13 protein-coding genes are annotated in these 12,719 nt (G+C 36.9%); 7 read left to right on the top strand and 6 right to left on the bottom strand.

Going from position 1 to position 12,719, the window contains the following annotated elements; genetic code table 11:
- Nucleotides 1-209: 209 nt before the first annotated feature.
- A complete protein-coding gene (locus Q0371_RS18725) occupies nt 210-1,115 on the top strand; it encodes a DMT family transporter (RefSeq protein ID WP_298474081.1) in 906 nt (301 codons plus the stop codon).
- Between the two features lie 6 nt (nt 1,116-1,121).
- Nucleotides 1,122-2,003 (top strand): DMT family transporter, encoded by an 882-nt coding sequence (locus tag Q0371_RS18730; RefSeq protein ID WP_298474085.1) that lies wholly within the window; start codon nt 1,122-1,124, stop codon nt 2,001-2,003.
- 55 nt (nt 2,004-2,058) lie between these two features.
- Here the strand turns inward: Q0371_RS18730 and Q0371_RS18735 are convergent, their stop codons facing one another.
- Nucleotides 2,059-3,675 carry an MFS transporter gene (locus tag Q0371_RS18735; RefSeq protein WP_298474088.1) on the bottom strand — a complete coding sequence of 539 codons (1,617 nt, stop codon included), beginning with the start codon at nt 3,673-3,675 and terminating at the stop codon, nt 2,059-2,061.
- Nucleotides 3,676-3,820: 145 nt separating this feature from the next.
- Here Q0371_RS18735 and Q0371_RS18740 point away from each other — a divergent pair, with 145 nt between their 5' ends.
- From Q0371_RS18740 to Q0371_RS18755, 4 genes are all read left to right on the top strand, one after another.
- Entirely contained in the window at nt 3,821-4,342 is a 522-nt protein-coding gene (locus Q0371_RS18740) for a hypothetical protein (protein ID WP_298474091.1), read from the top strand.
- A 147-nt stretch (nt 4,343-4,489) separates the two neighbouring features.
- Nucleotides 4,490-4,933 carry a MarR family transcriptional regulator gene (locus tag Q0371_RS18745; RefSeq protein WP_298474094.1) on the top strand — a complete coding sequence of 148 codons (444 nt, stop codon included), beginning with the start codon at nt 4,490-4,492 and terminating at the stop codon, nt 4,931-4,933.
- A 5-nt stretch (nt 4,934-4,938) separates the two neighbouring features.
- Nucleotides 4,939-5,415, top strand: coding sequence for a glutathione peroxidase (locus Q0371_RS18750; RefSeq protein ID WP_298474096.1), 477 nt, complete (start codon nt 4,939-4,941; stop codon nt 5,413-5,415).
- Nucleotides 5,416-5,512: 97 nt separating this feature from the next.
- Nucleotides 5,513-5,872 carry a hypothetical protein gene (locus Q0371_RS18755; RefSeq protein WP_298474099.1) on the top strand — a complete coding sequence of 120 codons (360 nt, stop codon included), beginning with the start codon at nt 5,513-5,515 and terminating at the stop codon, nt 5,870-5,872.
- A 47-nt stretch (nt 5,873-5,919) separates the two neighbouring features.
- Here the strand turns inward: Q0371_RS18755 and Q0371_RS18760 are convergent, their stop codons facing one another.
- A complete protein-coding gene (locus tag Q0371_RS18760) occupies nt 5,920-6,318 on the bottom strand; it encodes a VOC family protein (protein WP_298474101.1) in 399 nt (132 codons plus the stop codon).
- A gap of 245 nt (nt 6,319-6,563) precedes the next feature.
- Here Q0371_RS18760 and Q0371_RS18765 point away from each other — a divergent pair, with 245 nt between their 5' ends.
- The gene (locus Q0371_RS18765) at nt 6,564-7,961 is read left to right on the top strand and encodes an MATE family efflux transporter (RefSeq protein WP_298474250.1); all 1,398 of its coding nucleotides are present in this window, start codon (nt 6,564-6,566) and stop codon (nt 7,959-7,961) included.
- Nucleotides 7,962-8,030: 69 nt separating this feature from the next.
- Here the strand turns inward: Q0371_RS18765 and Q0371_RS18770 are convergent, their stop codons facing one another.
- The 4 genes from Q0371_RS18770 to Q0371_RS18785 form a co-directional block, all read right to left on the bottom strand.
- A complete protein-coding gene (locus Q0371_RS18770; RefSeq protein ID WP_298474104.1) occupies nt 8,031-9,209 on the bottom strand; it encodes an aminotransferase class I/II-fold pyridoxal phosphate-dependent enzyme in 1,179 nt (392 codons plus the stop codon).
- A gap of 202 nt (nt 9,210-9,411) precedes the next feature.
- Entirely contained in the window at nt 9,412-10,119 is a 708-nt protein-coding gene (locus tag Q0371_RS18775) for an ABC transporter ATP-binding protein (RefSeq protein ID WP_298474107.1), read from the bottom strand.
- A gap of 4 nt (nt 10,120-10,123) precedes the next feature.
- A complete protein-coding gene (locus tag Q0371_RS18780) occupies nt 10,124-11,194 on the bottom strand; it encodes an ABC transporter permease (protein WP_169358396.1) in 1,071 nt (356 codons plus the stop codon).
- A gap of 24 nt (nt 11,195-11,218) precedes the next feature.
- Nucleotides 11,219-12,517, bottom strand: a complete 1,299-nt coding sequence (locus tag Q0371_RS18785; protein ID WP_169358397.1) for a globin-coupled sensor protein — start codon at nt 12,515-12,517, stop codon at nt 11,219-11,221.
- Nucleotides 12,518-12,719 lie beyond the last annotated feature (202 nt).

Below are 12,719 nucleotides of genomic sequence, written 5' to 3' on the forward strand. Positions count from 1 at the left end.
CTTGCCCCTCGGGGTCAAATGGATAAAAGCTCCGGTGGCTGAGGAACTGCCTCCTGGCTTTTCTCCATTTGCCTGTCGGGGCAGGGATAGGCGGTTGCGCTTTTCTTGTGGAAAAGAAGATAATTTTATATTGTCTACTTTATATTGATAAAGTGCTAGATTATAGGATAATAATAGTTACTAGAAAAAAGAAAAAATGGGGTAACGTTGTGAATTCTGAAAAAACATCTAAATCAATTGTATTACCGTTAATAGTTTCTATTGTGGCGATTTCGTTTGCAGCTATTTTTGTGAAATGGTCCAATGCACCAGCAACTATTTTAAGTATGTATCGGATGATCCTAGCTAGCTTATTGCTTTTGCCAGTTGTCTGGATAAAAAGGAACGAATTTAAAAGAATTTCAAAAAGAGAATGGTACCTTTTGTTCTTCTCTGGCATGTTCTTAGCTTTGCATTTTGCTCTCTGGTTTGGCTCGTTGAAGCTAACTACTGTAGCAAGCTCAACAATAATACTAGCGCTCCAACCGATTATTGCTTTAATCGGTGGAATGATTTTGTTTAAAGAAAGAACTACTGCTAGTGCCCTGCTTACTATGGGAATTGCTGTTGTAGGTGCTGTTATGGTGGGCTGGGGAGATTTTGGCCTTAGTAAAAGTGCGATATTAGGAGACATTCTTTCATTTTTAAGTGTCATTGCAGTAGTGGGGTATTTACTAATTGGTCAAAGTGCGGTAAAGAAAGTATCTCATTGGATTTATAGTTTCTGTGTATTTGGATTTGCTGCAGTCGCTTTAATTCTTTATAATGTTGTCACTTCGGTTCAATTGACAGGCTATGATGCAAAGGAATGGGGGATTTTTGTTTTATTGGCTGTCGTTCCTACCATTTCACATCTCATAAATAACTGGCTTCTTAATTATGTAAATGCTACGACCATTTCTATGAGTATTCTTGGAGAGCCTGTCGGAGCAACAATATTAGCTGTTATTATTCTAGGTGAACGTATAGTTGCTTGGCAGATAATCGGTGGCCTGATAGTTTTAGTTGGAGTCTTCTTTTTCCTTATGCAACAAATCAGTGGATATAAGAAAATAAGTAAAGCAAAGGTGGGGTGAGTTTACATGAATAACGCGGCGATGCTAAAAATGACATTGTCCATGGCTATTTTTGGTTCAATCGGTTTTTTTACAGTAAAAACCGGTATTCCTGCTATAGAGCTAGTGTTTGTTCGCTGTATTTGTGCAACCCTTTTCCTTGGTGCATTATGGTTAATCACTGGTCAGCATAAGACAGAAAAGTGGGGAAGAAGAGAAGTGGGTCAAACTCTTCTATGTGGCATCTTCTTAGTTTTCAATTGGGTATTCCTTTTCAAGGCTTTTGAGGTCACTTCTATTACGGTTGCTATAACCATATATAATTTGGCTCCGATATTTGTATTGTTGCTTGGAACCTTATTTTTGAAGGAGAGGATGACGTGGACGTCTCTCATTGCAGTCCTAGTCTGCTTTCTTGGGAGTGTTTTGATTGTCGGTATTAACACTACTCAGTCATTCTCAGAATTTATGGGCTCGGGTTTTCTTTGGGCGTTTCTTGCTGCTCTTTGTTATGCAATGACTATGCTTCTTGGAAAAGGTGTTAACCAGTTAAGTGCATATGCAATGACTTTTTTGCAGACTTCAGTTGGAATAGTAATTCTGTTACCGTTCCTGCAGTTCCATGTATTTGAAGGATTAACTACGGAAAACTGGGTTTACATACTTGGTACGGGCTTGATACATACAGGTTTTGTTTATTATCTGTTTTTTGATAGTCTTAGAAAGCTAACCGCTGTAGTAATTTCTGCTTTAGTATTTGTAGACCCGGTGGTAGCTATATTACTCGATACACTCATCTTAGATTTCCGTCCAACACTTGTCCAAGCTTTAGGGATATTCATGATTTTCGGAGGAATTATTTATACACTTATTGAATCGAGTAAGAGGGATTCCACAGGATCGCATTAGCCGAATATGCTAAAAGGTAGCTATGACTATGAATAAGTCATTACTACCTTTTTTTTTACCTTTGTAAGCTTCGTTTTCGGACAGGAGACAATATAAGGGTGGATATGATTATCAAAGCAGCTATAACAACCGCCGAATAGAATAGCCCTCCGTAGCCATCTTGTGCAGCTATTGTAGTCACTTGATTGATACTTTTTAAAAGAGTCTGTAGTAATGTTGGATCTTGTATTTGGTCTAACAATGGTGACATAGTTTCCTGGGAAATAATTTCCCCGTTTTTCAGCACTTGTTGTGACAGGTTCTGAAACTCCTGGAGTCCTGCTTCACTAAGGTTTGCTTCTTGGATATTTTCCTGTAATATTCTTGGGAAATCATTTTGAAAGATGGTTGGCATTTCGGTAAATCCTCTCGTAATAAATCCTGCATAAATAGTTGGAGCAATAGTCATTCCAATTTGTCTGCTTAAAGAGAGGGTTGCTAAGGCTGTGCCCTTGTCAGTATTTAGTTTTTCGGTTGCCAATATATTTAAAGGTGCTCCCAAAATTATACCCATTCCAAATCCAGCCACTGAAGACGCGATGATGAAATGCCACTTAGCTTCAATCCAAGTAGGGAACAATAGAAAACCAATGGCAGAAATAATACCAGATAAAAATACAGCTACAATCGGTCCTTTTTTATCGACTAACATACCACCCATCGCTGCGCCTAACCCAGCTGCTAATGCAAGAGGTGTCATCCAATACCCAGCGTTTTCTTGGGCTATCCCAAGCACTTGCTCAGAAAAGGCAGGGATAAAAATCATACCTGCTAATAGAGCTCCTGAAAACATACCGATTAACAAGGTTAATAAGTATGACGATTTGGATAGCAGACGAAACGGAAGGATGGGATCCCCCCCACGTTTTTCTAATCTACTTTCATGGAATAATAATAGAAGTAAAAGAACAATCCCTGCTAAGATATATCCATATACCTCTAACTCCAGCAAGCTCGTAAAGAAGTTGACTCCTTCAATATTAGTCAACCCATACATAATTCCGAGAATAGACAAGGAAAGTAAAACAATTCCTAGTAAATCCAGTTTTCCAACTGCTGCATCCTTTGTTTCTTCTAGTTTTAAAAAACCAAGTATAACAAGAGCGATTGCAATAGGTATATTGATGAGAAATAAGAAATGCCAACTTCCTGTAAGGTCTAACAATACACTACCAAGATTGGGTCCTAATACTGCTGCAATACCATTCATCCCCCCAAGCATACCTAAAGCCTTACCTTGTTTTTCTACTGGCAGAGTGCTTAAAATATGAGAGCTTCCGATAATGAATATTCCGCCTCCACCTAAAGCTTGGATGAAACGGGCGATTAAATAAAAAGTGAAGTTAGGACTTAAGGCAACTAGCAAGGAACCAATCCCAAAAATGGCAATCTCCACAATGAAAAGACGCTTGCGACCATAACGATCAGAGAGCTTTCCTACTATTGGTACGCTGATTGCAAGACCGAGAGTGTAGAGTGTTATTCCCCACGCCCCCCAGTTTGCATTAACCTCAAAAGAACTATTGATGGTTGTAAGAGCAGCACTGATAATCCCGTTATCAAGAGCAGCCATAAAAACACCAATAGAAAATAATACGATTGCCCATGTTTGAGAAGTATTTTTTTCTGTCATACCATTCCCCCTCTCCTTCTATTTGATATCTAACTTATTTATACAATATTTTACATTAGCTTTATATCTTTTGATAGCCTAAATAATATAGATATACGTATAAAAATGATATTATTAGAGCAACCATTCAAAGGAGAAAATAAAAATGCCAATATATCATTATACGCAGCCGTTAGAGATAGAAATTACCCCTAAAACCACAGTATACAAGGAAGATGGAAAGGAAATTTGCACTTTTCAACGGTATTACTCAAATAAACTAAAGCGGTTCCTGGATAGAGCCATGGAATACCGTTACTTCCTTCGATATGACATATATGATTTAAATGATCAAGTTATTTTCACGTGTAAAAAGGTATCAAAGAAGGGAAGGGTATTTTTTCAAGCGTTTGATTATGAAACAAAAGAACACTTCACTATAACCTATGATAAATGGAAGGAACTAGTGGCGGACCTCTTAATTCTTGGTAAGGATTTAAATATAGTAATTGAAAAGGAGCTTGAAGATTGGACGAGCTATGTTTGGGAAGGTAAAGAAATTGCTAGATGGAGAGCAAGGGTAGAGGGGGAGTTTTTGATAGAACTCGAAATTCATAAAGAATCTCCTATTCAAAATCCTGCTTTTTTTGTGGCTATTAGTCAATGTGCATTATATATCGGTAGTTAATTTGTGTAGCTTTGCAGGTGTTTTTAGTAACCTCTGTAAAGCTTTTTTAAATGTCTTAAGAAAAGTTATATTCTTTTACTTTTTCTACAAAATGGGATATTCTATAAGTGTATCGTGCACGATGTATTTATGCAAGGAGCGTTTGACATGAAGAAAGAGAAACCCTCTAAATTAGAGCAGCAGCTATGTTTTGAGGTGTATAAGGCTTCCAGCAACTTTGCTAAGCTGTATGCGAAAACCTTGGAGCCTTATCATTTAACCTTTCCACAATATTTGGTTTTGTTAGCATTATGGGAAGAAGATCATTTGCTAACGAGGGATATTGGAAAACGATTGGAGTTAGGCATTGGTACATTAAACCCGATTATTAACCGAATGATTGATCGGGGATGGCTCGAAAAGAATCAATCTAATGAGGATAAACGAGCTTATATTATTTCTTTAACTGACAGAGCTAAAAATGCAGAAAATGAAATTGAACAATCTATTATACAGAAAATTACTAGCTGTAACTTCCTAGACATGAATGCTATTACACTCATGTCCCAATTAAAAGAACTGAATGCTTTTTTATCGAAAATGGAGGAATGATGAAAATGAGTATTTATGACATTAAAGTACAGAAATCGGACGGAACGGAATATGACTTAAGTATGTACAAAGGAAAGCCAATGTTAATCGTTAATACGGCAACTAAGTGTGGGCTTAGTAATCAGTTTGACAGCCTCGAAAATCTATATAAAAAGTATCAGGATGAGGGACTAGTAGTACTTGGTTTTCCATCCAATCAGTTTTTTCAAGAGCCTGGAAATGGAGCGGAAGCAGAACAGGCTTGTCGTATGAGCTACGGAGTAACCTTTCCCATGCATGAAATGGTAAAACTAAATGGCAGTGAGGCACATCCGTTATTTAAATACTTGACGACGCATACCAAAGGATTGCTTTCAAGTAAGATTAAATGGAACTTCACAAAATTTTTAATCGACAAAGAGGGAAATATAGTTAAAAGATACGCACCAACTGACAATCCTAATGATTTTGAAGAAGACATAAAAAATATAATAAATGAATAAAGTAAAGGACCTGGATCGCCAAAGATCTAGGTCCTTTATGTTTAAGTTTTAGGAAAAAAAGGAATAAAGAGAAAAAGAGACGAAATGGGGAAATAGCATGGAGAGACTAACTGTAAAAGAACAAACACTACTTGCCTATTACGTGTGCAATTTTCTGGAAAAGGGATCAGAAAGTAGCTTATCAAAAGCTTTGAAGGAAGGGTTAGGTGACCGACTCTCTACCATTCAGGAGGAACTTACAAAAAAAGGTCTGTTGAGTAAAGAGGATAAAATGATAACAAATGAAGGTATTTTATACATGGATAACACTTTACACATCCAATCATATGCAACAGAAGGAAATAAACTAGCATACGTCAAAGATAGCTTACAAATAAATGAAATCGAGCTTTCGGAGCCCGCGTTAAAGCATTACATTCATCAAAATATTGGAATTGAACAACCATCTATTCATTAATCATAAAATACGTCTGACTCTTTAGAGTCAGACGTATTTTATGTCCACTATTGTCCAAAATGCTCAATATTACTTGCACTTAAATTATTCCCATCGGGATCTTTAAATCCAAAACCTCCTAGACCCTCCTCATTTACATTCAGTGGCCCAACCTCAACTTTATTTTTCTTCAACCATTGATAAAAATCTTTTAACAAAGGCGTATAAAAGTCGATGATACTATGGATCACACTAGAGTGAGTGTTAGTAAAAAATAAAGGTCGAACTTCTTTTGTTTCTACTAAAAAAATAGTAGGAACTCCTTTCGTATGAAAGGAAAGCATGGCAGTCTTGTCTCCTTTAGATTCAACATGAACCCCGAGAACAGTCATATAAAAATCCATGGAGCTCTCTAAATTACTGACGGGTATTTCTACAGTGGCGATACGAGAGATAAAGTGAGACATCTGCGTTAGACCTCCTATAAAGAATATACGTACTAATATATTCTATTTTTACCCTTATTTTCCCTCTATAAATCTAATAAATTTTAGCATAATTTAAATAAAATATAATAAAAATGTAATAGTAAACTGGCCACTTTTAACTTGAAGCTTAATTTTAAATTAAATGAAAAGTATAAAATATTATTAGTAGATTGAAGGATTCTATGGTAAGATTTTTCCTGTGAAAAAATGAAAGTAAAGAAGGAATAAACTTGGCAATTAGACAAAAGAAGGATTTAGGAGAAAAGCTAAGCTTATTTCATTTAACTTGGCCAATCTTTTTAGAAGTATTTTTGTTTATGTTAATGGGAATAGCAGATACTTTTATGTTAAGTGCAGTATCTGATAATGCTGTTTCAGGAGTTGGGGCAGCCAACCAATATATCCATATTGCGATATTAATCTTAGAGGTAGTAGGTAATGGTGCTGCTATCGTAGTTTCACAATATTTAGGTTCTAGAAGATATATAGAGGCCTCAAAGATTTCCGGTCTTGCCGTAACTTTAAATCTTGGTGTAGGAATTATTCTTAGTATTGGATTTGTCATATTTTCTAAAAGTATCATGGCGGGTATGAACCTAGAGGGAGAGGTCCTTGAGTTTGCCAATCAATATTTGATGATTGTTGGCGGTGGTATTTTTCTTCAAGCATTGATTAATGCTTTGGCTGCCATTATCCGTGTACATGGTTATACAAAGCAAACCATGTTTGTTTCGCTAGGGATGAATATAATTCATGTCGTGGGTAACTATGCCTTAATCTTTGGTAAATTTGGCTTTCCTGAGCTAGGTGTACAAGGTGCTGCCATATCATCTGTAGTGAGTCGATTTATAGCGCTTCTTGTGTTCTTTTGGCTTCTATATCAAGTAATGGAGTACCGTGTGCAAGTAAGCTACTATTTCACCATCTCTAAAGAGTATGTGGGAAAAATACTTAAAATAGGTTTGCCTTCAGCTTTTGAACAAATTTTATATCAAGGCTGTCAAATCGTATTTTTATATTATGCGACTTATTTAGGAGCAGAAGCATTGGCCGCTAGGCAGTATGCTGTCAATATATCGATGTTTACGTATTTGTTTGCAGTCGCAATAGGTATGGGAACTGCAATAATTGTCGGGAGGTTTGTAGGGGCCAATGAAAAAGAGGAGGCCTATAAATCTGTTTGGTATAGTGTAAAAAGGGCATTTGTATTTACATTAGTAATGGTTGCTGTTGTAATCACGTTCCGTCATCCTTTAATGAGTTTATTCACCGATAACGAGGAAATTATTAAAATTGGAGCTTCTGTACTAGTCTTAAGCATCATACTTGAGACTGGTCGTACGTTGAATATAGTAATTATCAATTCGTTGCGTGCAGCAGGGGATGCAACCTTCCCAGTAATAATGGGCGCCTTATCTATGGTGATGATGAGCGTGCCGTTAGGATATTTATTTGTTTTTGTTCTTGATATGGGACTACCAGGAATTTGGTTAGCTATAGCAGCAGATGAGTGGCTACGTGGAATTATCATGTTCTTTAGATGGAAGAGTAAAAAATGGGAAAAGTATGCGCTTGTTCATGAAAAAGAAGAGAACTCTGATTTAGACAGTCAGACAGTCTAATGTTTAGCTGTCAGATTAAAAACCATCGACAGCTAAATGTCGATGGTTTTTCTGTTACTTAGATGATAATTATAGAACTAATGAATTAAACTTTAGCTTTTTTAATTGTTCGATGGCTCTTTTTAGTATTTCTACATTTTGAACCAATGCAATTCGTACATAGCCAGCTCCTGCTGAACCAAAGACAGTACCTGGAACCATCACCACACCAGTTTGATCGATTGCCTCGAAGACAAATTCCTTATCAGAGATTTCATAAGGGTACTTAGCCCAAACGAACATGCCACCATTAGAGGGTGCCACATTCCATCCAAGGTCTCTTAATCCATCCATGACTACTCTGTGTCTTTCAGAGAAAGTTTTGCGTAGTGATTCCGTAATTTCCTCAGCGTGATTAAGAGCAACAATTCCTGCCTCTTGAATTGGACCGTAAATGCCAAAGTCTAAATTAGATTTTAATTGTTTCATAATACCGATCATTTCCGAATTTCCAGCGATATAAGCTATCCGGGTTCCCGCCAAACTAAAGCTCTTAGATAAGGAGTTAATCTCCATGCCTACTTCAAGAGCACCAGGTGTTGAAAGAAAGCTACAAGGAGAGTCTCCAGTAAAGTAAAATTCAGAGTATGCTGCATCGTGTAGAATAATGACATTATATGTATTAGCAAAAGCAACTACCTGTTGGTAAAACTCCTCGCTTGGCATAGCAGGTACCGGGTTTCCAGGTAAATTTAATATCATTAGCTTGGCTTTTTGAGCTATTTCTGTTGGGATCGCACCTAAATCAGGTAAGTAGTCATTCTCTTCTAGAAGATCCATATAGTAAGGCTCTGCTCCTGCTAATTTTATACCGGCATCATACGCAACATATCCAGGGTTGGTCGTTAGAATGATATCCCCCTCATCACAAAAGGCTAGAGGTAAATGGACTAGTCCCTCCTGAGAGCCCATCGTTTGGACAATTTCAGTCTCGGGATTTAGTGAAACATTACAGCGTCGCTGATAGTAATTAGCCACTGCCTCATAAAAACGCTTCGTTCCACTTAATGTATAGCCGTAAGACTCTGCTGAAAAGCTCAAATCAGATAGTACTTTCCTAGCCGCCTCACTTGGCGGGATGTCAGGACTTCCTAGGCTAAGGTCATATAGCTCGGATCCGGATTCTTTTTTTCTGGCTGCTGCTGCTTTTAAGTCACCAAATATTGCTGGCTCAAATAAGGACATTTTAGTAGAAGGTTGAATGATCAATGAAAGCACTCCCTTGCAAACAATTAATAAATTTTATGTATCATCATAACACAAATTATATTAATATTGAGAAAAATATAAGATATTGTTATGTAGTGGGGAGTAAAAGTCATAAATAGAGCTTTGTTTAATCATCAAATGTTTTTACGTAGAACTTTTTATAAAAAAAGAAGGCTGTTGCCAGCCCCCCTAAAAGTAGTATTTAGTGAGATAGTGGATCAGTTTGCTCCACTTCCTTTTTGCTTTTTTCTTCTAATATTCCATCCGTCATGACATACACTTTATCGCAGTATTCAATTAAACGAGTATCATGAGTTACCACAATCGTAGTAGTTTCATTATTTTCTGTTTCTTTCTTCAATAGCTTCATCACTTCGTATGCACGATCAGAGTCTAAAGAAGCGGTTGGTTCATCAGCTAACAGGATAGAAGGCTTACTATATAATGCCTTGGCAATTGCGACACGCTGTCTTTCACCACCTGATAAATCAGAAGGATACTTTTTACGCAACTCAGTAATACCGAGGTTTTCGTACAACGTTTCGAGCTCTTCTTTTGTCATATTGTCTTTTTTTACATTATCGAGTAATTTCATCTGTTTATCTACTGTTAGAAAAGGTACCAAGTTGGAGGCCTGCAATATAAAGCCTATTTCCTTAAGTCGAATTTTAGACCGTTTTTTTTCATTTAGATTGGTGAGATTTTGATTGTTTACAATAATCTCTCCGCTAGAAGGGGATTGCAGTCCTCCGGCAATGGTCAGAAAAGTACTCTTTCCTGAACCTGAAGGGCCGATCACTGCAATAAGTTCCCCTTTATCGGCTACAAAATCAGTTTCCTTTAAAGCATCAACCTGTTTATGGCCAGAGCCAAATGTTTTTTTTACCTTATCTAATTTTAAAATCGCCATTTACTTATCCTCCAATCGCCTTTAACGGGTCTATTTTCACAATGGTAAATACAGAGAAAACTGCTCCTAGAATAGCAACAACCACTAATACAGCCCCATAGATTAACATTGTCGTTAAATCAAAGGCCACAGGTACTGCACTTGGTAAAAATTTTCCTGTTAAAATCGTTAAGCCGAATCCTACAACGACACCTATGAAGGCAAGGAGAAAGGTTTGGACGATTACTGAAACTGAGAGATAACCATTAGAAATTCCTTGGGCCTTCATTACACCAAACATACTAATTTTTTGAACGGTTAAAACATACAGGAAAATTGCAACGATGACAGATGAGATCCCAAATAGGAAGTAAATCATAAAGTTTAAGGTAAGAGATTGCTCAGTGTACCCAGGAAGGCTCTCTATGAAGTTCTCAATCTCAGTAATTTGAAGCTCATCATTGCTTGTATTTATAGCATCTAGGCTGTCATCCGAAACAACAATACCATTTATTTGATCCTCATTTGCTTCAGCTGCTTCACCGAACTTTACTTTATGAAAGGTTGCTAGTTCCCCATAGAGCACGGGTGCACCATTAAATCGTGAGCTTTCTGTAAAGCCGACGATCATTAATGTTTCATCCGTAGATGAAAGTTCTAGTTCATCTCCGATTTTAAAACCCTCTTCTTTTAAATTATCACTTGCTACTACTTCATTTTCGTCGGAGAATTCTTCACCTTCACTGACTTCTGGCATCAAAAATTCTTCTTTGTCTATGCCAAATATAGACACATTCTGCTTAGAATCCCCGTTTGTCGCAATAGCACTTATTTGTCCAAGTATTGCCTTATCCTTAGCTTCGATGTTATCTAATTCATCGGTGCTAATAAATGATTGCGGTAGACTTTTATCCGATTCCTCGGCAAGTACAATAGCAGTTGCATTCCACTTGTCTACTGCTTCGCGATTTAGGTTTGCTAACCCGGTAGCAAGCCCGGAAAGGAAAAATACAAGGTATGCCACTAACATTAAGACTCCTATGATTAGAAAAAAGCGTAGCTTATTTTTTTTAATTTCATTCCATGCTAAAAACATTCCATTCACTTCCTATCTCTTTTATTAAAGCTGTACTGCTGTTTGATAGAGGCTATCGGCTGTTACAGCAACTGTTTTAGTATCATTTGAAATATCTCTAATTGCCTCTACAAGGTTTGACACTTGAAACTCTACTTGGTTTATATAGTCGGTGTTTTCATCTATAGAAAAAAGGATTTTATTGAATTTCCGATTAGTATCCTGGGAGCTTTCTAATCCTAGCTCAACACTCTTTTCCATATTTGCAATAGTGTTAACGGCTTTGTTTGTAAGCTTGGTAGAGGTTTGTACCAAGTATGTAATTTCTTCTACAGAGCGTTTAGACTGCTCCGCTAGTTTTCTTACTTCCTGTGCCACCACTGCAAAGCCTTTTCCATGCTCACCTGCTCGAGCTGCTTCTATAGATGCGTTTAATGCCAGCAAATTGGTTTGTTCCGCTATTTGCTTTACTAGCCCAACGATGTGAAAAATCTCTTCCGAAGAATGTTTTAAATCAACAATAATTTTTGCCATTTCTCCTGTATTACCAGTGACAAGCTCCATTTGTTTTTGAAGAAGTTCTATTAACTTGTTACCGTCGTTAGCTTCTGTTTGTATTTGTTTAACGCTGTCCATATTAGCCTGAACACTTTCACGTATCCTAGCGGTATTCAATTCGACCTGTTCCATGGAGGTAGTCGTCTCATCGGTTAAGCCTGCCAAGTCCTCACTTATTGATGAAATTTTACTTTTTAACTCTGTTTTAACTGTATCGTATTGCTGTTGGCGAAGCTTCACGTTTTCTTTTTCATATTCTTCTAGCACAAGCTGCATTTCTAAATTAATAAGCTTAGATATAGTAAGAGAGATCTCTTCTTTTTGGGCGTGATCCCTTATTTCCTTGTTAACTAACGAAATGATAATTGTTTGTATTTGATGGAAGGTCCCCATATACCACTTAGGCTCTAATCCAATCCGAAAGTGCATTTGGGCTAGTCTTCGTTTTCTCTCAATGGTAGTTTCCGTGAACTCACCACTAAACATCTCTATAATATAACTGCCGACTGTTTTCTTAAGACGCTCGATTTGAGTTCTTTCTTCAATAATTGCTCGTAAGGAGGGAACAGAAAGGACTTGCTCATAAAAAACAGAGACAATATCGTCTATACCCTTTTCCACATAGGGCTGAAACGTATGTATCATTCTTATATCGTCCTTGCCTAGACCAATTAACTTCATTTGCTTCTTTAATTCTGGATATAGCTCCAACTGTATAACTGGTTCTTTTACGGTTGTATTTATTTCCGTTTCTTTAAACCATTTTTTCGCAAAAGGTATTACCAATCTAATCTCTCCTTATTGAATAAACTTGATGAATACGTGCAATTGGATTTTCTTATACTCTTATTATTAACAGGACGTATTACGTTTGTCAAATGTTTGTATAATATTATTTATAATACATTATACAAATTAGTTCCGAATGAATCATGCAAATATACTCTATTAATCCCTCAGTTTAGAGATATTAGGGTGAGGATTTAAT

Origin of the sequence: uncultured Psychrobacillus sp., from assembly GCF_938022135.1 — a bacterium.
Lineage (GTDB): Bacteria > Bacillota > Bacilli > Bacillales_A > Planococcaceae > Psychrobacillus.

Coding starts and splice junctions, on each gene's coding strand:
- Q0371_RS18750 (WP_298474096.1), top strand. CDS start 4,939: ATGAGTATTTATGACATTAAAGTACAGAAATCGGACGGAACGGAATAT.
- Q0371_RS18745 (WP_298474094.1), top strand. CDS start 4,490: ATGAAGAAAGAGAAACCCTCTAAATTAGAGCAGCAGCTATGTTTTGAG.
- Q0371_RS18760 (WP_298474101.1), bottom strand. CDS start 6,318: ATGTCTCACTTTATCTCTCGTATCGCCACTGTAGAAATACCCGTCAGT.
- Q0371_RS18730 (WP_298474085.1), top strand. CDS start 1,122: ATGAATAACGCGGCGATGCTAAAAATGACATTGTCCATGGCTATTTTT.
- Q0371_RS18740 (WP_298474091.1), top strand. CDS start 3,821: ATGCCAATATATCATTATACGCAGCCGTTAGAGATAGAAATTACCCCT.
- Q0371_RS18735 (WP_298474088.1), bottom strand. CDS start 3,675: ATGACAGAAAAAAATACTTCTCAAACATGGGCAATCGTATTATTTTCT.
- Q0371_RS18755 (WP_298474099.1), top strand. CDS start 5,513: ATGGAGAGACTAACTGTAAAAGAACAAACACTACTTGCCTATTACGTG.
- Q0371_RS18780 (WP_169358396.1), bottom strand. CDS start 11,194: ATGTTTTTAGCATGGAATGAAATTAAAAAAAATAAGCTACGCTTTTTT.
- Q0371_RS18775 (WP_298474107.1), bottom strand. CDS start 10,119: ATGGCGATTTTAAAATTAGATAAGGTAAAAAAAACATTTGGCTCTGGC.